The organism is Spirosoma lituiforme (genome assembly GCF_054776635.1).
In genome coordinates, this window is record NZ_BAAHBO010000007.1 from 160,913 (window position 1) to 186,127 (window position 25,215).

8 protein-coding genes are annotated in these 25,215 nt (G+C 53.0%); all 8 read left to right on the plus strand.

The annotated features are described in order from the left end of the window. Positions 1-313 precede the first annotated feature (313 nt). Positions 314-7,003 carry an amino acid adenylation domain-containing protein gene (locus ACYU87_RS21565; protein ID WP_461136173.1) on the plus strand — a complete coding sequence of 2,230 codons (6,690 nt, stop codon included), beginning with the start codon at positions 314-316 and terminating at the stop codon, positions 7,001-7,003. Then, positions 7,000-12,189 (plus strand): amino acid adenylation domain-containing protein, encoded by a 5,190-nt coding sequence (locus tag ACYU87_RS21570; protein ID WP_461136174.1) that lies wholly within the window; start codon positions 7,000-7,002, stop codon positions 12,187-12,189. Before ACYU87_RS21565 ends, ACYU87_RS21570 begins: the two co-directional genes overlap by 4 nt. A gap of 1,270 nt (positions 12,190-13,459) precedes the next feature. Continuing rightward, the gene (locus tag ACYU87_RS21575) at positions 13,460-16,045 is read left to right on the plus strand and encodes a glycosyl hydrolase family 28-related protein (RefSeq protein WP_461136175.1); all 2,586 of its coding nucleotides are present in this window, start codon (positions 13,460-13,462) and stop codon (positions 16,043-16,045) included. Between the two features lie 473 nt (positions 16,046-16,518). Beyond that, complete coding sequence (locus ACYU87_RS21580; RefSeq protein WP_461136176.1) at positions 16,519-19,086, plus strand: glycosyl hydrolase family 28-related protein; 2,568 nt, start codon at positions 16,519-16,521, stop codon at positions 19,084-19,086. Between the two features lie 682 nt (positions 19,087-19,768). Further along, the gene (locus ACYU87_RS21585) at positions 19,769-20,245 is read left to right on the plus strand and encodes a response regulator (protein ID WP_461136177.1); all 477 of its coding nucleotides are present in this window, start codon (positions 19,769-19,771) and stop codon (positions 20,243-20,245) included. 171 nt (positions 20,246-20,416) lie between these two features. Next, positions 20,417-21,553 carry a redoxin domain-containing protein gene (locus tag ACYU87_RS21590; RefSeq protein ID WP_461136178.1) on the plus strand — a complete coding sequence of 379 codons (1,137 nt, stop codon included), beginning with the start codon at positions 20,417-20,419 and terminating at the stop codon, positions 21,551-21,553. Then, a complete protein-coding gene (locus ACYU87_RS21595; RefSeq protein ID WP_461136179.1) occupies positions 21,550-22,632 on the plus strand; it encodes a PLP-dependent cysteine synthase family protein in 1,083 nt (360 codons plus the stop codon). The genes ACYU87_RS21590 and ACYU87_RS21595 overlap by 4 nt, the downstream gene beginning before the upstream one ends. 155 nt (positions 22,633-22,787) lie before the next feature. Then, positions 22,788-25,166 carry a GH92 family glycosyl hydrolase gene (locus tag ACYU87_RS21600; RefSeq protein ID WP_461136180.1) on the plus strand — a complete coding sequence of 793 codons (2,379 nt, stop codon included), beginning with the start codon at positions 22,788-22,790 and terminating at the stop codon, positions 25,164-25,166. Positions 25,167-25,215: the final 49 nt, after the last annotated feature.

The following is a 25,215-nucleotide window of genomic DNA, read 5'->3' on the forward strand; positions in this document are numbered from 1 at the left end:
CCGCCGGGGTATATCTACATGAAACCTGTATTTTGACGATAAGGCAGGAATATCACCCTGCCTGTACAATAAACCGTAGTGAAGTAAGCTGGTACGGAACGCCGTACCAGCCATCGAATAAACCTAGCGACTTAACTTAGTAATCTATCTGATTAGCCTATAGATGGCCTTATAAGCTGCCATCCGAATACCCGCCCTTCGCCTTTAATAGTCTGATTTTAAGCTTTATTCTTTTTTAGGTATGAGCCCTGTGTTCCCATACAGGCTTATGCCGTACGAGTCTACTTTTTGATACTGTAAATTATTGTAGGCGATGAACGATCCATACCACATCAATTCCCTTAACGGAAACCCTTTAACCGACCCTGATCCACACCCGTTGGTCAATGAACCGAACGAGCAGACCATTACGGCCTTGTTTGCGAAGCAGGTCAAAAAAAGCCCACAGTGCCTAGCGGTACAGTTTGATGGCCAGCACCTGACATACCAGCAGCTGGACGAGCGATCCTCGCAGTTGGCGAACTACCTCCGAAAGCAGGGGGTGCGGGAAGAAACGCTTGTGCCGATCTGTCTGAACCGCTCCCTGGACATGATTATCGGCCTGCTGGCCATTCTCAAGGCGGGTGGCGCTTACGTGCCGATTGAGCCGGACTATCCGCAGGAACGGCTACGTTACCTGCTGTCGGATGTGGGGGGAGATGTTGTCGTTACGACGGCTCACTCCGCTTCGTCATTGACGGTTCTGACGGCAACTCAAACGTTGATCTATATCGACCGGGACTGGGAAACCATCGCGCAGGAATCAACCCAGGCCCCTGTCACGGCGCTGGCCGCTCATAATCTGGCGTATGTAATCTACACCTCTGGCTCAACGGGGCAGCCCAAAGGCGTCATGGTAGAGCATCAGTCGATAGCCAATGAGATCAGTAGCTATGCCACCCTGTTTGGCTTCGGCAGTACGGATAAGCAGCTGGTACTGGCTAATTTTTCGTTTGATGCCTCGGTCGAGCAGATTTTCGTACCAATTATCAGTGGAGCCTGCCTTGTTTTGATTTCCCTGAATGATCAGCTGGACCCGCATACGTTAGCCAAAACAATTGATGAAGAGGGCATTACGCACATCCAGACGACGCCAACCTTTTTGCGAACGATCCAGCCTCGCTCGTACGCTACCCTGAAACGGGTTTGTTCAGGTGGTGAGGTTTGCCCGGTCGACCTGGCCGAGCAGTGGAGTCAGTATGTTCGTTTTTTCAATAAATACGGGCCAACCGAAACGGCAGTTAACGTAAGTTATCATGCCTATGATCAGAAAAAAAAATACGAAACGCACCTCCCCATCGGAAAACCACTTCCGAACACACACTTGTATATCCTGGACGAGTCTGGTAGGGCGGTACCCCCTGGAGAAACCGGCGAACTGTACGTGGGCGGCATTCAGGTAGCCCGCGGCTATCTGAACAGACCCGAATTAACGGCCAGTCGGTTTGTTCAGATTGCCGCTGACCCAACGGGTTCACGTCTCTACAGAACAGGCGATCTGGTGCGGCTCCTGCCAGATGGCGACGTAGCGTTCGTCGGGCGAACAGACGATCAGGTGAAGGTGAGAGGGTACCGGATCGAATTGGGTGAGATCGAGTGTGTGCTCGATCATCATCCGTCGGTCAGGCAATCCGTCGTTATTACCCGACAGGATTCAGGGGGGAGTAACCAGTTGGTCGCCTATGTAATACCCGAACCCGAATTCGACAAAAACGACCTTACGCGGTATCTGAAGAATAAGTTACCCGGCTACATGGTACCCGGCTACGTCATTGAAACAGACCGGTTTCCGACCAATAACAGCGGCAAAATAGATCGAAAAGCACTGGCTAATTTGTCCATCAAAAGGCCTGACATAAACACCCTGTATAGAAAACCGGAAACCAGCCTGGAAAAACAGATTGCCGACCTGTGGAAATCAATACTCTACCTGGACGACGTTGGTGCTGATGACAGTTTCTTTGCGCTGGGCGGAAATTCGTTACTGGCTGTAAACTTTGTCACGGCGCTTAACGATCGGTTCGGGTATCGGCTACCTGTCGCTCAATTGTATCAGCACCAAACGATTGGAAACATAGCGCAATGTCTGAATCGGGAAAACGGTACGTTGCCGAGGGCCAGTAGGGAAAATCAGCCGGAGGTGCCGCGAACCAGTGACGTTGCGGTGATCGGTATGGCCGGGCGCTTTCCGGGTGCCAATACCATTGACGAACTCTGGACACTTTTGACAGAAGGCCGGGAGGCCATTCGCTTCTTTACCGATCAGGAACTGGACCCCAGTATACCGGATCGCCTGAAAGCTGACCCAACGTACGTGAAAGCGCGGGGTATCATCGACAACGTCGACCAATTCGATCCTGCTTTCTTCGGCATAAATCCCAAAATGGCGGAGTTAATGGATCCGCAGCAACGTGTCTTTTTAGAAATTTCCTGGGAAGCCCTGGAAAGTGCGGGTTACGTCCCCGAAAAATACGACGGTCTGATCGGGGTTTTTGCCGGATGCCGCTTCAATTCCTATTACCTGAATAATATTGCATCGAACCCGGATCTGATCGACAAGGCTGGCTTTTTCAATGTAATGACCGTCAACGACAAGGATTACATTTCGTCCCGGACAGCTTACGCCTTGAATTTAAAAGGTCCTGCGGTTACCGTCCAGTCGGCCTGCTCCACGTCGCTGCTGGCCATTGTTCAGGCCGTAGAAAGCATTCGAAAAGGGCAGTGTACGATGGCACTGGCCGGTGGGGCATCCGTTACGGCACCCGTCAACAGTGGGCATTTGTACGACGAAGGGGCCATTCTGAGCAACGATGGGCATTGTCGGCCCTTTGATGCAAACGCCAGAGGAACCGTGTTCAGCGATGGCGCAGGGGTTGTCTTGTTGAAAAACCGGCAGCAGGCCGAAAAGGATGGTGATACGATTTATGCCCTTATCCGGGGCGTTGGCGTAACCAATGACGGTGGCGAAAAGAGTAGTTTTTCGGCCCCGAGTGCCAATGGGCAGGCGGGTGCGATCAAAAGAGCGTTGCAGGATGCTGGCGTAGCTGCGTCCTCTATTTCGTATGTCGAAGCACACGGTACCGCTACGCCCCTGGGCGACCCGATTGAGGTGGAGGGGCTCAAAAAAGCGTTCGATACGCAGGCCGAACATCCGTTTTGTGCGCTAGGCTCCATCAAAAGTAACATCGGTCATCTGGTAAGCGCTGCCGGTGTTGCGGGCTTCATAAAAACGGTGTTGAGTCTGCATCACCGGCAAATTCCACCCTCTTTATTTTACAAAAATCCTAACCCGGCCATCGACTTCACGAACAGCCCTTTCTACGTCAACGCTGCCTTAAAAGACTGGCAATCAAACGCCATACGCCGGGCGGGTGTCAGCTCCTTTGGCGTGGGCGGCACAAACGTGCACGTGGTCGTAGAAGAAGCGGAGCCAAAACTACCTCTCCCTGAAAATAGCTCCAGCCGCCCCTGTCAGCTCATCAGCTGGTCAGCCAAATCCAGCGAAAGCCGCGAGGTTTATGGCCACTCCCTGGCGATCCATTGCCGACAGACCAGTCCGATCAAGTTGGCCGATGTGGCGTTTACCTTGCAAACGGCCCGGTCGGCCTTTACTCATCGCCGGTTTTTGGTTGCGTCTTCAGGGGATGAGCTTCTGGACAAAATCAGTGTACCGTTATCGGCTAACGCAAAGACGGTGACACAGGCACCGGGGCCCGTTGTGTTCATGTTTCCCGGCCAGGGTTCTCAGTACGCTAACATGGGTCGCGAGTTATACGAATGTGAACCCGCCTACCGCGATGCCATCGACGAATGCGCGGAGTTGCTTACGGCCCATTTGGACATCGACATCCGGCAGGTTCTTTACGTCGATAAAAGCGACAAAACGGCCGAAGAACGCCTGCAAAATACTCGCTACACCCAGCCTGCTTTATTCAGTACCGAATATGCCCTGGCTAAATTATGGATGAGTTGGGGCATTGAGCCCGCTATTCTTTGCGGCCATAGCATTGGTGAGTTTGTGGCGGCACAGTTGGCGGGGGTCTTTACCCTGGCCGATGCCCTGAAACTGATCAGCATACGTGGGCATCTGGTGAGTGAACTTCCTCGGGGCAGCATGCTGTCGGTACGTATGGAAGCCGAGAAGGTCGGGGCTTTGATGCCGGAGCCGTTGTCCATTGCGGCCATCAATAGCCGGAAGCGCTGCGTAGTAGCCGGTCACGACGAAGATATTGCGGACTTTGCCAGCGTTCTGGACGGTCTGGAAATACCTAATCGGGTGCTATCGACCAGCCATGCGTTTCACTCCGTCATGATGGAACCCGTTATTGCGGACTTCCAGAGGGCATTTGCCGAGGTTTCCCTACATACGCCAACCAAACCGATTGTATCGACCGTCAGTGGTACCTGGCTATCCGATAGCCAGGCGACCGACCCTCACTACTGGGCCACGCACCTGCGCCTGACCGTCCGGTTTGCGGATGCGCTCGACACGATTCTGGCGCACCATAAACCCATTGTGCTGGAGGTCGGCCCCGGCAGTGCAACTGCTTCGTTTGCCCGCCAGCAGGCGGCTTTCAGCGCAGCAACGATCCTGACCAGCTTGGGCCATAAGGAAGCCAAAACCGCTTATGAATCCATTTTGAATGCGCTGGGTCAGCTCTGGCTGAACGGGCTTGAGCCCGATTGGAACGCCTTCTACGCCGATCAGAGCAGGACGCGGGTCCCGTTGCCAACCTATGCGTTTGACAAGAAACGCTACTGGGTTGAACCAGCCGTCAAAACTCCCCGACTGAACGACGTTTCGGATAGCCGGGCAATTCAGGCAATCCCGCACGACTATTCGGTGAACCAACCTGTCTATCCGGCCAAGATGAGAAAAGATGTACTAGTCGATACCGTAAAGGAAATTTTGGAAGAGACTTCAGGCATTGACATGAAACGCCTAACGGGCGATATGAATTTCCTGGAAATCGGCTTCGATTCGCTGCTGCTTACCCAGCTATCGCTAAGTCTCAAAAAGCAATTCAGTTTACCGATCACATTCCGGCAATTGAACGAGGAGTATGCTACGCTCGATTCACTGATCAACTACCTCGACAGCAACTTACCCGCCGGAGCTTATGAGCCCTCAACCAACCCCCTGCCCGTTGCCCAGCCTCGTCTGTCCGCACCCACGACCCAGGTCAGGGTATCAGCTCAGCCGGAGGGCAATTCGGTATTGGATTTGATGGCCCAGCAGCTTCAGATTCTATCGAAGCAGGTGGCGCTGATGCAGGCCGGAAGCAGAGGAGAAACGGCCATGCCCGAGGTTGCTGCCAGCGCGCCAGTAGCCCGTAAGCCCGTTTCCCTGACGAAGGCGGAACTGACACCCGAAGAAGAGATCGAACTAAAAAAACCGTTTGGTGCCAGCGCCCGTATCGAACGGCAGCTTACGGAGTTGAACCCCGAACAGCAGGCCTTTCTGCGGCAGCTCACAGATCGGTATAACCAGAAAACAAAAAAGAGTAAAGATTACACGCAGCAACACCGCCCGTACATGGCCGACCCTCGGGTGGTTTCGGGTTTCAGGCCAGCCACAAAAGAACTCGTTTACCCCATTGTCATCAATAAATCCAAAGGCAGCCGCCTGTGGGATCTGGATGGCAATGAGTACATCGACATGCTCAACGGCTTCGGCTCAATCATGTTTGGTTACCAGCCCGACTTTATCCGGGACGCTCTCTATAACCAGATCGATTGCGGTTACGAGATTGGCCCGCAGCATGAGCTGGCCGGTGAGGTGAGCCGGTTGCTTTGCGATTTTACGGGCCATGAGCGGGTGGCGCTTTGCAATACGGGCTCGGAGGCCGTACTGGGGGCAATGCGTATAGCGCGCACGGTTACCAACCGATCCCTTATTGTGGCGTTTTCGGGTTCGTATCATGGCATCGTTGACGAGGTAATTGTTCGGGGATCGCAGCGGTTAAAATCGTTTCCGGCCTCACCAGGCATCATGCCGGAAGCGGTTCAAAACATGCTTATTCTAGACTATGGCACCGATAAAAGTCTGTCCATTATCCGGGAGAGAGCGCATGAAATCGCGGCTGTTCTGGTAGAGCCGGTGCAAAGCCGCCGACCTGAGTTTGTACCCATCGACTTCCTAAAAGACCTTCGGCAGGTTACGGCCGCTTCCGGAACGGTCCTGATCTTCGACGAAGTCATTACGGGCTTCCGAATACATCCCGGCGGCACGCAGGCCCTGTTTGGCATCAGGGCCGATCTGGCCACGTATGGCAAAGTCATTGGGGGTGGCCTGCCCATTGGGGTCATTGCCGGTACGAAGGGATTGATGGATGCGCTGGATGGTGGCTTCTGGCAGTATGGCGATGCCTCTGTTCCTGAGCAGGGCGTCACGTATTTTGCCGGTACCTTTGTGCGGCACCCGTTGGCGCTGGCGGCAACGAAAGCCTCGCTGCTGCACCTGAAGGCCGCCGGACCAGCGTTACAGGAAGCCCTGACCGCGAAAGCGCAGCGCGTGGCGATAGCCCTGAATGCAGCGCTTGAGCGGCACCAGATTCCGCTGTTTGTGGCGCAGTTCGGCTCCCTTTGGAGGATCAAAGCGCGGGAAGAGGTACCCTACAGCGAATTGCTCTTTACACTGTTGCGGCAGAAAGGTTTTCACATCTGGGACGGGTTCCCCTGCTTCATCACCGAAGCGCATACCGACGCCGAAATCGACCAGTTCATTGACCTGTTCCGCGAGAGTATCGCCGAACTGATCGACGCCGACTTTCTTAGAAAAAGTCAGCCGATTACCGCTACGCCACTCGGCAAAACGGTGGCGTCTTCACCCTACGAGTTCAGTACTCCCCCCGTGCCCAATGCCAGAATTGGTCGGGACCGGGCGGGTAATCCAGCCTGGTTTATTTCGGACCCGGCTCAACCTGGTCAGTACATACAAATTTATTCACACCAACATCCATGACTGAAAATTTTACTATCCCCGACGTTAACACGAGCGATTTTGACCCCTTTGCCGGCCCGGCGATTGAACGGGTAGCCCCCGCCACCGAGCCGCAACTGGAAATATGGCTGGCCTGCCTGCTGGGGGGCGAAAACGCGACGCGATCCTATAATTTATCCAGCTCACTACGACTCGAAGGTCCATTCAACCGGTCGGCCATGGAGCTGGCCCTGCAGGCGCTGGTCCGTCGGCACGATGCTTTGCGGTCCGTATTCAGCGCCAACGGCGAACATCTATTTATTCTCAAGGAAATCAACGTACCAATCACATATCAGGATTTGTGTACGACCACCCCGGACAAGCAGACACAGTTGATTGCTCACTACGTAGCGCGGGACGCCTTGAAGGTCGTTAATCTGGCGGAGGGACCTTTGTTCAACGTCGGGTTATTCAAACTGGCCGGACAGGTTCATCATCTGGTTTTGACGTCTCATCACATTGTTCGTGATGGCTGGTCGATGGGCGTCATGCTCCAGGATTTGAGCGTACTGTATTCCAGCTACGCCCAGGGCCTGACACCCAGTCTGCCCGCGGCTCCCTCGTTTGCCCAGTACGCCGAAGAACAACGCTACTTTTCGAAAACGGATACATACCGGGCCACCGAAGAATTCTGGCTCGGTACCTACAAAGACAACATTCCTTTACTTGAACTGCCCACCGATTATCCGCGTCCCGCCGTCCACACGTTCGACAGCAAGCGACTGGATTATCCAATGGATAGCACGTTGATGACGGCCGTTAAAAAGATGGGGCTGAAGGCCGGGTGCAGTTTTGTTACAACTTTGCTGGCCACATTTGAGGTGCTGCTCCATCGGCTATCGGGTCAGGAAGATATCATTGTTGGCTTACCTACCGCCGGGCAGTCGGCCACGGGCAACAAACGGTTGGTTGGTCATTGCGTGAACCTGTTGCCCATACGCAGCTACCTGGATGCGAACCTGCCCTTTTCCGACTTCTTAACGGGTTGCAAGCGAACGGTTCTGGATGCGCACGAATACCAGCGGTTAACGTTCAGCCAGCTGTTGAGAAAACTGAATGTGGTCCGCGATCAGTCGAGAACGCCGTTCGTGTCGGCCGTCTTCAACGTAGACCTGGGCATGAACGATGGCGTCAACTTTCACGGCCTGAACCACCACCTCATCAGCCACCCCAAAGACTACGAAAACTTCGAGTTGTTTTTCAATGCCAGCGGATCAGAAAACGCCTTAACCCTGGAGTGGGCTTATAACACGAACCTGTTCAAAGCTGAGACGATTGAACGGATGATGACCGACTTCGAAAATCTGCTGAAAACAGTAGTCGAAACACCCTCCATCCTAATTAGGGACATTGTTTTCACCTCCGAACGGAAGCTGTTTCAGACACTGGCACAACAGCTTCCGGCGAAAACCGTGTATCCGCGCCAGACGCCGGTTCATCAGTTGATTGCTCAGGCAGCCGCGGCTAATCCCGCCAACATTGCGCTGTCGTTCAACGACCAGGCCATCAGCTATCAGTCCCTGAATGAAACCGCCAACCAGTTGGCACATGTACTGATTCAGAAAGGCATCAAGGCGGGGCAGGTTATCGGCATTGCGCTGGACCGTTCGCCGGAGATGCTCATTACGCTGCTGGCCGTTCTGAAAACCGGCGCGGCTTACTTACCCCTTGATCCGGACTACCCTACCGACCGGCTGACATTTATGCTGGCGGATTCGGCAGCCACCATACTGATCACCCAGGCGAAACACCAGGGACGGTTAAGCACGCCAGTTGCCGAAGTACTTGTCGAGCAAGCACTAATCGAATCGGTAGTGTATTCCGTCGATGAACCGGACCGGTTTGTTTCAGGCGACGATCTGGCTTACGTACTCTACACGTCCGGCTCAACGGGTAAGCCAAAAGGTGTGTTGATCGAACACCATAGCCTGGTCAATTTTCTCTGGAGCATGCTGGGCGCGCCCGGCATCAAAAGCGATGATGTTTTGCTGGCGATAACGACCATTTCGTTCGATATCGCCGGTCTGGAATTATACCTTCCGCTGGTCGCCGGTGCCACAGTCCTGATGGCCGATACCGACACCGCCCGGGATGGTCGTGCTCTGGTGGAACTGATCAATACGAAGCGGGTAAGTATTATGCAGGCTACGCCCTCAACCTGGCGAATGATGCTGGATGCGGGCTGGAATACGTTTCTACCGCTCAAAGCCCTTTGTGGAGGAGAAGCCTTACCCCAGGATCTGGCCGAAAAACTTACCGACCGATGCCACGAAGTGTGGAACCTGTATGGCCCAACGGAAACAACTATCTGGTCGACGGTCAAGAAGATAGCCAGAAACGAACTCGTTACGATTGGCCAGCCCATCAACAACACTCAGGTCTATATCCTCGATAAATTCCTTAGGCCCGTTGTGACAGAAGCGGTTGGCGAATTATTTATCGGCGGTGAAGGCGTAGCCCGGGGTTACCTGAACCGGCAGGACCTGACGGCCGAACGGTTTGTGAGGCTGTCGTTCGACAAGCAGCCGGATCGCCTGCTGTACCGTACCGGCGACCTAGGCAAACGGCTGAAAAACGGTGAAATCCAATGCCTGGGCCGCGTCGATCAGCAGGTAAAAATAAGGGGCCACCGCATCGAACTGGGTGAAATTGATAACGCTCTGGTTGCCATCGGCGACGTAAAAGAAGCTGTTGTAGTTGCGCAGGAAGACCGACCGGGTGAACAACGACTGATTGCCTATGTGGTTCCTGACTCCATCTCGCCTACCGACTCTGTAAGCTGGCAAGAGCGATGGAATGCCATCTACGCCACAGGCATGAGCGTTGCCGAACAGACTGGCAATCAAAAGGATGTCAAATCAGAACTAAAGGACTGGGCGCACCAGTCAATTAAGCGGATAAGGCATTTACAACCGAAACGCGTTCTGGAAGTAGGTTGCGGAGACGGGCAACTGCTTCTGGAACTGGCACCGGATGTGAGTCAGTACATTGCCACTGACTACGCGCAGGCTGCGATTAACAAGCTACAGCCTATACTGGCTACCGATCCCGACCGGTGGCGTCATGTAACCGCGTCGGTAGCATCAGCCGACGATTTCAGCATGATCCCGGATGCCTCGCTCGATCTGGTCATCATCCACAGCGTGGCCCAGTACTTTCCCGATGCCGACTACCTCCAGCGCGTCATTGAGCGGGCAGTCAACGCTCTTGTTCCGGGGGGCTGTATTTTCATCGGTGATATGCAGGGGAAAAATACGCTGACCATGCACCATACAGCCGATCAGTTTCAACGTTCGTCGGACGAAAGCACCATAGCCGATGTCCGGAAAGTCATAGAAAGACGGGTCTTGATTGACGATGAATTACTGGCCGACCCCGCTTATTTTTACCGGCTGCAGAACACGGTACCCTCGATTTCAGCCGTTGATGTTCAGCTTCGGGAAGGCCGGTTTCTCAATGAAACAACCAAGTACCACTATGACGTCTGGCTATACATCGGCAATCCCCCCGAAGTGGTTGACCCTACGGTTGTTATCGACTGGCACGCTGGTTTTCCTAATGCATGCATTGAACAGACGCTTACCGAGCAGCCGCAGGCTATTCTTCAGGTCAGAAACATCCTTAATGCCCGGACAGCGGAGGACTACAGCCTTATTCAACTGATCGATGGCTTACCGGATGATACCTTGTTGAGCGAAGTCCGGCAGAAAATGAGATCGGAGCAGACCGGTCTGAACCCGGCTATCCTCTGGGAAATGGGCGAGACCTATGATTTCTTCGCTCACGTAAAATGGTCTACCGATGGGACGGATAACTTGATGGATGCCGTTTTCATTCCCCGCAAATTGACCAGACGAATACCCAAACCAACACTAGATCAGGCAGATACCCTATTTGTAAAGGAATTGTACCGGAATCCATTTGCCCCCACTCTAACTATCTCCCAACGGCAGGCATGGCAACAACAGCTCAGGAAAACACTTCCGGACTACATGGTTCCCGGCGAATTTGTATTACTGAGCCGCTTACCGCTCACGCTCAACGGGAAAATAGACCGCAAAGCGTTGCCGCCAGTCAGTCGGCGCGAAGCCGAAAGTCATACGGTTCTGACAGCCCCCCGAACGGACATTGAGAAGCTGGTGGCCGAGATCTGGCAGGAAAGTTTACGGCTGGACACAATTAGTGTATTTGACAATTTTTTCGAACTGGGCGGCCACTCCCTGATCGCCGTTCAGATTATGACTCGCCTGGAAAAAGAAACCGGCAAGCACCTGCCGCTATCCATGCTCTTCGAATGTCCGACGGTAGAGAAATTAGCCCTGGCGCTGCAGATGGATGGCAAGTTTATCGTTTGGGACTCCCTGGTCCCGATAAAGCCGCTGGGCACCAAGACCCCACTTTACATTATTCATGGCGCTGGCCTACACGTGATGCTATTCAACACATTGGCCAAAAACATGGATGCCGACCAGCCCATTTTTGGATTACAAGCCAAAGGAATAAACGGTGTCGATGAACCGTTGAGCAGCATTGAGGAGATTGCTGCTTATTACATTATGGCCATCAGGGCGCAAAATCCGGATGGACCTTACGCATTAGCGGGCTACTCGTTCGGTGGCATTATAGCGTATGAAATGTGTCGACAATTAAAACAGATGGGTAAAGAAGTTAAAGTGCTGGCTATGTTTGACACACACGCTGATCAATCAAACTATCTGGACCCCTGGATAAGCAAAGTTTGGGGTAACGTGCAGATCGGCTTAAAGAAATACCTCTACACGTTTGTTCTATTAAAGAAGGATATTTCAGGAACAATCAGTTACAAAAAAGGCTCAATAAAACGCCGGGTTACTACCATGTATAGTAAACTAAAATACACAGCAAACTACCATAAAGTATTTTATGGCAATCAGCACAAAGTTCATAAAAGTAACCAGCAGGCCACCCGTAATTACCGATTAACGCCACAGCATGTAACCGTAGATCTGTTTCGCGCAGAAAAACGCATGTACTACATCCAAGATTTTGAATTTCTGGGCTGGAAACCGTTTGCGTTAGAAGGCGTAACCGTCCATAAAGTACCCGGTGATCACGTTAGCTTGTTTAATCCACCCAACGATAAAGAATTTGCTCTTGCTCTTCAGAATCTATTAAATAGTAAATTATAAATTGCCCTTTCATTATTCCTGTGCGGAGGCATCTTCGGATGACGATACTCGTATAGCATACGAACTCCCCACCTGCACCGGGATGACAAAAGGGCTTTGACAGTTAAGCCTTTTATTAACAGCAAGGTGGTGTATCTGATAAATCGATTTATCAGATACACCACCTTGCTGTTAATAAAAGGCTTAACCCAATATCTACTTTAGCTTCTTATTTTTCTTTATTATACAAAGTGTATTTATGTATATATACCTACGAAGAAAATTTGATACTAAACATGCATAGTTAACTAGTGGAAGGCAATACGTAAAATTCTTCCTAAGCTGCTAAAACACTACCATTAGTAATCTATTTTTTATTTTTATAAAATTTAATGTTACCGATATATATTATTTTTAAAATAAATAATTAGCTTTGGAAGACGAGTACCCGGCGCTTTGAAACGGTTTGAATCACCCAATCAGCAAACTGCTGTTGAAACTTTGCCAAGATATTATCTCCATACTATGATCAAAATTGACTTAACCAATCCATCGAATCTGCCACAGCTAAAGCCTGTTCAATACCCTTAATTACCACATAGTGTAAGCCATCGTTTTACGCGCAAAAAAGAGGGTTCACTAGTTATGTAAAAACGTAGACAAAATTTAATGTACCATTTTTCACCTTTATCAGGTCTATATTTAGAATAGTCACATGCACAAATTGTCATAATTGAAGAAAAGTAAACGAGTCAAGAAAAAAGATTCTTAATTGATTAATTGTTTACACCTCGCAGAGTAATGCATACAGACAATACTAAATGAGTTAGTCTTTGATTTATATCTAAAGAACTAATGATGCTCGCTAATTATACATTTATAAATAAGAAATCAGCCATACTGCATAGGCTAGGAATCAGAATTTTTATAGGAAATTTCTCACCCACAAAAAACATTATTTATTGAACGGTAATTTTCCTTTATGTTTGTACAAGTTCCACGAAAAACTACTCTATATATGTAAACAAAATCGTGTACACCGCTCACTATTTATTATTAATTACAGTGAGAACTAGTTTGTTTATTCTCGTCTTCAATGCGTAAGCATACCGAGCTTGCTTAAGCTCTCTGCTTCATCTGCGACTACCCATGCCTCCTGACCTTATTCACTGATTGATGGATAGGGTCGAACTCACCAAACTATACATAGTCCTGTATATAAAATTTCGCAAAGATTTTATAGCTGGTAGAACTATGCTCATTAAGTAACCAGTGTGCCTAACATTTTCTTATGACTCATCTTCTCTCTCGTTTATTTTCGTTTCTGTTTTTGCTGTTGACGCTGGCCCTTCACTTGCCCGCCCGGGCCCAGCAACCCGTCATCCTCAACGTCAGCCCATCCATCCAGCCCGGCGAAGCCCTCAGCCTGCAGGGAAACTTCTCCAGCTCCGCCAAAGCCTTCTTCCTGGCCGGAAACGCCACCACCCCCGCCCCCCTGCCCATCCTGGTCCAGACCGCCGGACAGGCCACCGTCCAGATCCCCCCCGACACCCCCCTGGACCGATACCTGATCTGGGTGCAGGACCAGGGACTCAACAGCCCCCGGGTCAATCTCAACCAGGCCTGGCCCATGCACACCGACTCGCCCGACATCACCCCCGGGGGTAGTCTGCGCATCTTCGGGCGAAACCTGCTGCTCAAACGGGGCACCCCCCTGGTCAGGCTGGTGGAGGGTAACAACGTGCTGGAGGCCCCCGTCAACGCCAGCCAGAGCGACGCCTTCACCCTCTCGGTCCAGATCCCGCCCACCGTCCAGCCCGGACGAACCTACACCTTGCTGGTCACCAATGGACTGGGCCGCGATACGTACATCCAACTCGAACAGCCTTTGACGGCCATCGCCAGCGGTACTGACTACTTCCAGCTGGGGGTGCCCTGGGCGGCCAAACTCACCTTCTACGGCAACGTTTACAACGTCAAGACTGACCCCCGACTGTCGACCAAAGCCGTGGGCAACGGGGTAGCCAATGATCAGCCCGCCATCCAGGCCGCCATCGACCGGGCCAGCGCCGACGGAGGGGGCGTCGTTTACCTGCCCGCAGGAACCTATAAGCTACTGTACGACCACTTCGAGTACATTCACATGCGCGACCGGGTGGTCCTGCAGGGGGCGGGCAAAGACGCCACCCTGCTCAAGTTCGGCTACCAGCTCGACGCCCAGCACATGGCCCTCTACTGGCCCCCCGTCACCAGCCTGGCCGGGCTGGCCGACCTGGCCCTGATCAACGTCGACAATACGGGCAATCCGTTTGTAGGTACCATGCGGGGACAGGGGAAAGAGGTCTTTTTCCAGCGGGTGCGCTTCGAGCTCAACCAGGGCGACTGGCTCTGGTGGGCCGACTCCCAGAAAATCCTCATCGCCAACTCCGAATTTACCCAGGGCGTCGACCACCGAACCAATTACCACGGACCCCTGATGCTCAACAACTGCGCCAACTTCATCGTCCGCGACAACAAGTTCACCTACGCCGTCGATGGACTCAACCTCAACTTCGCCCACGACGGCGTCTTCCAGAACAACCAGGTCTACCGAGACGGAGCCGCCCGCTACCCCGCCACCACCGTCAACCACGTGCTGGTGGTCAACTTCACCTACAACCTGGCCGTGCTCAACAACGCCTTCAAGGTCATCAACGGGCCCACCCAGAACCGCAACGACGGGGAAACCATCATCAGCGAAGGGGGCGGGGCCGACCGCATCGACGAGGAGACGGGGACCGTCAGCTGGGCGGGCGGCACCAGCCTACGCGATGAGCGCAAGAACTGGGGGCCCTACCGACTCAACCCCGTGGTGGCCATCGTCAGCGGCAAGGGCATGGGCCAGTGGCGCCGGATCACTGGCCGCAGCGGCAACACGCTGAGTCTGGATCGGGCCTGGGAGGTGGCCCCCGAAGCGGGCAGCCGCTACACGATCTTCAACTGGGGCTCGCGCAACTGGCTGGTGCAGGGCAACTACATGGAGGGCAACCGGCGGGGCATCACCCTGTATCACAACGCCACCACCCAGGTGGCCCTGGTGAAGAACACGCTGGTCAACAGCGGCTCGATTGACCTGACGCCCATCCAGGTCGACAACGGGGGGCAGAAGTTCATCCCCATGTACACCAATCAGATCATCGACAATATGGTCAGTAATACAAATGGCTCGAACGGGGTGTTCATTGGCGTACATACCGTGCAGCATGCGCAGGAGCGCACATTTGGCACCTCCGTAATTGGCCTGGAGGTGCGTGGCAACAATGTCGTCGCCGGAAAGCCCAATACGCCCGCTATCGTGGATGATGCCTTTCCCGAGGGATACCTGAATTACCTGGAGTATCACCCCATTACGTTCTTTAACGACGAACGGGTTCCGGCCATACTGGGAAGCGTTTTTCAGAACAACACGGCAACCAACTGCACCAATGCGCTTTACCTAAATTCCGGCTCCTATAACACATACATCTGCAATATGAATCTGCAGAATACGACCAACTTGCTTAAAGACACCAACTTTGACAAGGTTACCCACGCAGCCATTGCCACTGCTTCCTGCTCACCGCTTCCATCACGGTCGGCTCGTGTGGCGGAGGCCGAAGAACTGATCATAAAAGCTTACCCAAACCCGGCTACCTCCGAACTGTACGTCAGCCTGTCCAGTGCGGGTGCCCGGATACTCGTTTATTCAGAAATGGGAATAATGCTTATGGACAGCCGCACCGACACGGTAGAGGCCAGGCTGAACATAGCGCGTTTAACGCCGGGCAATTATACACTACTGATCATACCGGATAAAGGTCCCCAATCCAGTCAGCATTTTATCAAACAAGATAGTTAAGAAGAAGCCTCTTTCTAACAGATTAATCGTCTTTGTAAACGGTCATCGGGGTGATGGCTTACCAACAGTTGGTAAGCCATCACCCCGATGACCGTTTTTAGATCGGGAGAAAACCGGGAAGGTTAAACCGGACTACCAATCGCTATCTAATCAACTGACTAACAGACTTAAACCTCAACTACCGTATAATATCTTTAGGCATTAATTATAACAATCCGTTAGCCATGAACGTGTACATTTACCTTATATTCCTCGCTTTTAGGAAACAAAAATTGGCCCGACCGAATACACGTATTCATTTTATAAACTTCGAAAACAAACTCTTGCCGGTGGTTTACCAGACCCTCTTTTCAAGATACATAAACCTGATAAGAGGAACCACGAGATGTTCGTTTCAAGTCCTTGTCCAGTAGTCGCCCTGGAGTATTTATTTGTCAGTTTCGGGGGCATTTTTCCTGCCAAAACATTTCTTTATGACTCGTTGTACGTTACGTCCTTTTCTGGTGCTCCTGTTTTTGGCCCTGGCCACTTACTTGCCCGCCCGGGCCCAGCAACCCGTCATCCTCAACGTCAGCCCATCCATCCAGCCCGGCGAAGCCCTCAGCCTGCAGGGAAACTTCTCCAGCTCCGCCAAAGCCTTCTTCCTGGCCGGAAACGCCACCACCCCCGCCCCCCTGCCCATCCTGGTCCAGACCGCCGGACAGGCCACCGTCCAGATCCCCCCCGACACCCCCCTGGACCGATACCTGATCTGGGTGCAGGACCAGGGACTCAACAGCCCCCGGGTCAATCTCAACCAGGCCTGGCCCATGCACACCGACTCGCCCGACATCACCCCCGGGGGTAGTCTGCGCATCTTCGGGCGAAACCTGCTGCTCAAACGGGGCACCCCCCTGGTCAGGCTGGTGGAGGGTAACAACGTGCTGGAGGCCCCCGTCAACGCCAGCCAGAGCGACGCCTTCACCCTCTCGGTCCAGATCCCGCCCACCGTCCAGCCCGGACGAACCTACACCTTGCTGGTCACCAATGGACTGGGCCGCGATACGTACATCCAACTCGAACAGCCTTTGACGGCCATCGCCAGCGGTACTGACTACTTCCAGCTGGGGGTGCCCTGGGCGGCCAAACTCACCTTCTACGGCAACGTTTACAACGTCAAGACTGACCCCCGACTGTCGACCAAAGCCGTGGGCAACGGGGTAGCCAATGATCAGCCCGCCATCCAGGCCGCCATCGACCGGGCCAGCGCCGACGGAGGGGGCGTCGTTTACCTGCCCGCAGGAACCTATAAGCTACTGTACGACCACTTCGAGTACATTCACATGCGCGACCGGGTGGTCCTGCAGGGGGCGGGCAAAGACGCCACCCTGCTCAAGTTCGGCTACCAGCTCGACGCCCAGCACATGGCCCTCTACTGGCCCCCCGTCACCAGCCTGGCCGGGCTGGCCGACCTGGCCCTGATCAACGTCGACAATACGGGCAATCCGTTTGTAGGTACCATGCGGGGACAGGGGAAAGAGGTCTTTTTCCAGCGGGTGCGCTTCGAGCTCAACCAGGGCGACTGGCTCTGGTGGGCCGACTCCCAGAAAATCCTCATCGCCAACTCCGAATTTACCCAGGGCGTCGACCACCGAACCAATTACCACGGACCCCTGATGCTCAACAACTGCGCCAACTTCATCGTCCGCGACAACAAGTTCACCTACGCCGTCGATGGACTCAACCTCAACTTCGCCCACGACGGCGTCTTCCAGAACAACCAGGTCTACCGAGACGGAGCCGCCCGCTACCCCGCCACCACCGTCAACCACGTGCTGGTGGTCAACTTCACCTACAACCTGGCCGTGCTCAACAACGCCTTCAAGGTCATCAACGGGCCCACCCAGAACCGCAACGACGGGGAAACCATCATCAGCGAAGGGGGCGGGGCCGACCGCATCGACGAGGAGACGGGGACCGTCAGCTGGGCGGGCGGCACCAGCCTACGCGATGAGCGCAAGAACTGGGGGCCCTACCGACTCAACCCCGTGGTGGCCATCGTCAGCGGCAAGGGCATGGGCCAGTGGCGCCGGATCACTGGCCGCAGCGGCAACACGCTGAGTCTGGATCGGGCCTGGGAGGTGGCCCCCGAAGCGGGCAGCCGCTACACGATCTTCAACTGGGGCTCGCGCAACTGGCTGGTGCAGGGCAACTACATGGAGGGCAACCGGCGGGGCATCACCCTGTATCACAACGCCACCACCCAGGTGGCCCTGGTGAAGAACACGCTGGTCAACAGCGGCTCGATTGACCTGACGCCCATCCAGGTCGACAACGGGGGGCAGAAGTTCATCCCCATGTACACCAATCAGATCATCAATAATTCGGTCTCGAACACGGACGGCTCGAACGGGGTATTCATTGGCGTGCACACTGTGCAGGCTATACAAGAGCGCACATTTGGCACCTCCGTCGTTGGCCTGGAGGTGCGCGATAATAACTTGCTCACAGCTTTACCAAACATTCCGGCTGTTGTGGATGCCCCTTTTCCCGAAGGTTATCTGAATTATCTGCAGTTTCAACCACTGAACAAGACTTACGTCGATGAGAATATTCCGGCCATACTGGGCAGCGTTTTTCAGAACAACACAGCCGCCAATTGCGACAACGCCCTGTACGTAAATTCAGGCTCGCACAATACGCTCGTCTGCGGTATGGGTTTGCAAAACACGACCAATTTACTCAAAGATGACCGGCTTGACGGAACCAGTCAAACCTCTATCGGAACAACGTTTTGCCTGAACAACCCGATTAGTACGCCCCGCACCGACATACGAATTTATCCGAACCCGGCCAGCACCGAATTACACGTGCGGCTATCTACCATCGGTGCCCGATTCATGGTCTATTCGATGGCGGGTGTGCTGGTTATTGATACCCGCTCAGCAACGAATACGATTGATCTGGACGTGAAGAGCTTACCGACCGGAGCTTATGTTCTGCTGGTTGAGTCCGACGAAGGTGGGCGGATGAGCCAAACCTTCATTAAGCATAGACTTTAACCAGCGATTGCTTATTGGGTGCGTGCCATCCTGATTACCAACTTTTTACTGAATGGAAGTTTAACCTGATTACCAACAGGTTGATGAGCGAAAGAAGGGATTATGGGCCCTACATACCTACGAATAGTATAGCTGTTAATTAGCTAACCCATAACACTGACCTGGTACACTCTAGTATAGCACTTACGATTTTTAAGAGTCCTACTTATTTACGGAATCGTACTATTGATAATATTCTATAAGCCTTGCTCCTCCGGCTTCCTCAAAACACCCGCCATCTGGCAACTAAAGTTTATTAGTTTTTACTAACAGTAACTATCTGACTTACAGTTAGTTCTCTTGTTTTATATGATCAAAATAAGTAGTCTTGTAGTACGACTTTTTATCCCTCGTTTATACTTTACCAAAGCAGACTGACTAGCTGCGGTGGAAAGCTATATAAATCCTTTTGCTCGTTATGAAACAGCCCTTTTCGGACTTCCCGCCTACTCGATCACCACTTCTAGCAAACATCCCAAGAACAGACAATCGATCAGTTCACCCTCCGCGATACTGCACCGCAGTCAGATCGTATTATACTCCCGCAACGCAATAACGCGCCGGTAGCCAGCTTTTCGTAGTAATACGCTTACCTCTCCTCAACCTACCTACCAATTAATAAACAATTTAACAGCACCAACGTATGACTAACGCCATCAACCCAAAACGTAGAAAGGCAAACCGGACACCGATTTTAGTTGTAGAAAATAACGCCGACCACTGGCTTATTATCCGCTCGGCACTAGCGCAGTGCTTTCCCGAAGTAGAGCCAATCTGGATGAATCATAGCACCCAGACCCTATCTTATCTGGACAAATGTTCGTCTGACAACACTAAATTACCCCGACTGATCTTACTGGAGCCTTACCTGCCGAGCCAGGAAGACGGGTGGGCACTGTTGAAATCGATTAAAGCCCATCCGCAGTACCAGCACATTCCGATTATTACCCTGAGTCATTCCCAGGATTACAGAGACATCGTAAAATCGTACAGTTTCAGCGTGGCCGCTTACATCACCAAACCTACGGTTTACCATAAATGGCTTTCATGCTTTTATACCTTACGGCGCTACTGGTGGGAACTGGCCATTCTGCCCACTCCTACCTTGCTGCCTGATTGATGCTGCCGGGTTCTATTGACGCCCATCCGGGCCAGCCAGCCAATGAGTATACATGACACCAATCTGCGGGTGTATGTATACTCATTGGCGTGTAAAAGAGCTTGTGCCAGTAGCTTACCGCGTCTTTTTCAGCTATGTTTGGGCATAACAACCAACAAACGTAACATTCGTATGAGACACTCTATTCTGACGGCGCTACTCGTGACCCCTTCGGTGCTTTGGGCGCAAAGCGGTTCGTTTACGCTGACCGGGAAACTACCGGCCTACAAGGCCCCCGCTAAAGCGTACTTGCGGTATATGGAAAGTGGTACGGCTCAACTGGACTCGGCCCAGATCAAAAACGGTCTGTTTTCCTTTAAGGGAACGCTGGAAAACCCAACACAGGCCACAGTATTCGTTGACAAACTGGGCACGGGTTTTAGTCGGAGCCGCCCTATAGCGACTAATAGCCTTTACCTGGAACCAGGCACAATCACATTAAGCAGCGCCGATTCGCTTGATAATGCCGTGGCGAGTGGTACCCCGCTGAACGCTGATTATCAGAAGCTGAACGCGATGATGAAGCCCACATCCGACAAGATGGCGCAACTCATGAAAGAATATCGGGCCATGACACCGGATCAGAAGAAGTCAAAAGAGGTCGAAGAAGCGCTGGACAAGCGTTACGAAGCTATTGAAGCCGACCAGAAGAAAATCCGGGCGACGTTCATCAAAGAAAATCCATCCACACTGGTTAGTCTGGACGCCCTGCAACGGTACTCCTACACGCCCGAATACGCTGAAGTAGGTCCCCTGTACGATGGCTTGTCTGCTAAAATAAAGAACAGTAAAGGCGGTCAGGACTACGCGAAGACGCTGGCGTCGATTAAAGCCACCTCCATTGGGGCAATGGCTCCCGAGTTCACCCAGGCCGACACATCGGGCAAGCGTGTAGCGCTGAACAGTTTCCGCGGAAAGTACGTACTGGTCGACTTCTGGGCAAGCTGGTGCGGTCCCTGCCGGGCGGAAAACCCCAACGTAGTGAAGAACTTTCACCAGTATAAAGACAAGAACTTTACCGTGCTGGGAGTCTCGCTGGACCGGCCGAACGCCAAAGAAGCGTGGTTGAAAGCCATTCACAAGGATGGGCTGGACTGGACGCAGGTATCGGACCTTAAATTCTGGGATAACGAAGTTGCCAAACAGTATGGTATCCGGTCTATTCCCCAGAATTTTCTGATTGGCCCCGACGGAAAGATTGTTGCCAAAAACGTTCGGGGTGAAGAGCTGGGTAAGAAATTAGAGGAAATTCTGGTGGCCAAACCATGATGACTACTCCGGTAACGTTACCGATCGAACCGGCCATAAAACCTGCCGTTCAGGAAAAATTTGAGCACCTCTGGCATTTAGTGGGCAACACGCCCATGCTGGAATTATTCTATACCGACCGGGGCCAGCCACGCTCCATCTACGTGAAGTGCGAGCACTATAACCTGACCGGTAGTATGAAAGACCGCATGGCGCTGCATGTGCTGCATCAGGCCTATCGGGAAGGCAACATCCAGCCCGGCGATCGCATCGTTGAAGCGACCAGCGGTAGTTCGGGCATTGCGTTTTCGGCGGTTGGACGCGCCCTGGGGCATCCCGTTACGATTATTATGCCAGCGGGCATCAGCCAGGAGCGAATCGACATTATTCGGAGCCTGGGGGCGGACATTGTCTTGTTTACCAAGGAAGAAGGCGGCTTTATGGGAGCTATCCAGCGGTCGGAAGACCTGGCCGCCAGCGATCCGCACGTGTTTCTGCCCCGTCAGTTTGCCAACAAGTACAATGCTGAAGCACACCGACTCACAACGGGCAAAGAAATCTGGCTGCAACTCCAGGGCGTGGACATTACACCCGACGCGTTTGTGGCGGGGGTGGGCACGGGTGGCACAGTGATGGGCGTAGGGCGTTACCTCAAATCCCGCAAACCCGACATTCGTATTCACCCGCTCGAACCAGCCGAATCACCAACGCTGTCGGTAGGACACAAAACCGGAACGCACCGCATTCAGGGCTTTTTTGACGAATTCATTCCGGACATTCTGAAACTGGACGAGCTGGATCATGTCGTGCAGGCCAACGACGGTGATTCGATTCTGGTGGCGCAGAAACTGGCTCTTCAGCTGGGCGTAGCGGTGGGCATTTCATCGGGAGCCAATCTGATCGGAGCCATCAACCTCCAGCGCGAGATGGGTCCCGACGCCCGGATCGTCACTATTCTCTGCGATAGCAACAAGAAATACCTGAGCACGGACCTGGTTCGGGAAGAACCCATAAAAGCGGGCTACGTTGCCCCCGATATCGATTTTACCGACTACCGTCCCATCAGTCGATTACTGGTAGGCCGACCAGGGGTTTTTTAACCGCAGACAACGTCCATTTTCCGATAAAGTATGGCGTGCAATAGGGTCGTTCTACCAATACCGGCTAATCCAGGGGTAGAATGACCCTATCGCATGCGTTTTAGTACCATTTCTGAAATCGGGTAAACGAAAGAATAGGGATGGTTTTGCAGGTCATGACTAAGACGATAGTTTATTTTTTATGGGTACTCGGATTCACCAGTTCGCTCCTTAGTAATCGGGGGGCGTTGGCCCAGAAACAACCCGTCGATCTGGTGAATCCGCTGGTGGATGCGTCCAATTCGCGCTGGTTCTTTTTCAACTCGGCCACCCGCCCGTTCGGCATGGTTAATCTGAGTCCCGATAATGCCGTCAACGCCGATTGGGGCGCTGGTTATCGCTACCACCTGGACAGCATCAAGTGTTTCAGTCATGTTCACGGCTGGCAGTTGTCGGGCATTCCCGTTATGCCTACCACCGGGCCGTTCAACGGCCATTTAGGAGCCAGCCAGTACGGTTCCAGGTTTTCGCACAGCAAAGAGGTTATTAAAGCTGGCTACCATAAAGTGGTCCTGGATAGCTACAACATCACTGCCGAACTGACCTCGACCACGCGCGTCGGCTTTCATAAATACACGTTTCCGGCGGCCGATCAGAGCCATATTTTGTTCGACTTTGCTACGTTTCTGGGTCCATCGGATACCCAGAAAGGACACGTAAAAAAAGTCAGCAATCAGGAAATTGAAGGGTATGCCGTCATGGCTCCTACTATCCGTCGCCCTAAAACGCTTACGGTTTTCTTCGTGGCTGTTTTCGACAAACCCTTTGCCTCATTTAACGGCTGGCGCAACGGAAAACTGGAATCCCTAGATGATCGTATCGACGGCGAGCGGACGGGGGCGTACATCAGCTTCAAAACCAAATCGGGTGACGTCCGAAAGATGAAAGTAGCGATTTCGTATGTCAGCGAAGCCCAGGCCCGCCTTAACCTCACCACCGAACTGCCCCACTGGGATTTTGACCGAACCGTACGGGAAAGTCGTACCGACTGGAACAACTGGTTGAGTCGCGTGGAGGTGCAGGGCGGCACCGATACCGAGCGCAGCCGGTTCTATACCGATTTGTGGCATGCGTTGCAGGGACGCCGGATCATCTCGGACGCCAATGGCAAGTATAGCGACATGACCGGCCCCGAGCGCCGGGTTAAACAGATTCCTCTCGATGCCGCCGGAAAGCCCAGGTTCAACCACCATAATTTCGATGCGATGTGGGGCGCACAGTGGTCGATCAACACGCTATGGCATCTGGTTTATCCTGAAGTAACGGAGTCATTTGTTAATTCGATGCTGCTCATGTACGACGACGGCGGGCTCATTCCAAGGGGCCCCGCGGGCGGCAATTACACCTTTGTCATGACCGGGGCCTCCTCAACACCGTTCATTGTTAGTGCCTACCTGAAAGGAATCCGGGGTTTCGATCAGCAGAAAGCATACGAAGGCATGCGCAAGAATCACTTCCCCGGTGGCCTGATGAGCAAGGCCGGTTACGAGCACAAAACGAGTAAAGGCGGTGGCATCGAGTACTACATGGAACGCGGCTATATTCCCCACCCGATGAGCAAAACCCAGTACGGTTTTCACCAGGATGGCTCTACCCAGACACTGGAGTATGCCTATCAGGATTACACGCTGGCGCAGATGGCGAAAAAACTGGGCAAGACGGATGACTACGGTCTGTTTATGAAGCGGGCCGAAAACTATAAAAACATCTGGAATCCCGAACTGGGCTGGATGTGGAACCGTACTCTGGACGGCAAATGGGCGGAACCCGTCGATATTCTTCGGTACGACAATGGCTGGGAAGAAGGCAATGCGGCTCAGTATTCCTGGTTTGTTCCCCACGACGTGCAGGGTCTGATCAAGCTGATGGGCGGACGGGAAGCCTTCACCAGCAAGCTGAACGCATCGTTTGAAAAAGCTCAGAAGCATGACTTCGTCGCGGGCAAATCGCACGACCACGAAACGCTCGAAGACCTGCGCCGGATATACATCAACTACGGCAATCAGCCCTGTATGCAAACGGCGTTTCTGTTCAACTATGCGGGTTCGCCCTGGCTTACCCAGTACTGGACCCGGCAGGTAATCAAGAACGTGTACAGCGGTCTGTCGACCGAGTATGGCTACAGTGGCGATGAGGATCAGGGGTTAATGGGAAGTTTGTCGGTGCTGCTCAAAACGGGCCTGTTCTCAACCAATGGAGGAACCACACCGGAGCCGTTCTACGAAATCAGCAGCCCCATTTTCAGCAAAATAACGATTCACCTGAACCCCCGCTATTACAAAGGCAAGCAGTTCGTTATCGATGCCACGAACAACTCCGCTCAGAACCTGTATATCCAGTCAGCACAGCTGAACGGCAAACCCTTGAACCGGCCCTGGATGACCCACGAAATGGTTGTTAATGGCGGAACCTTAACCTTACAGATGGGCCTCAAACCGAACAAGGCATGGGGCGCGGCTCCCGATCAGGCACCCGTATCAATGTCATCGAACTAGCGGTCTGCCCAACCTGATCTTGCCGTGATGGCAGTTAAAGTAACCGATC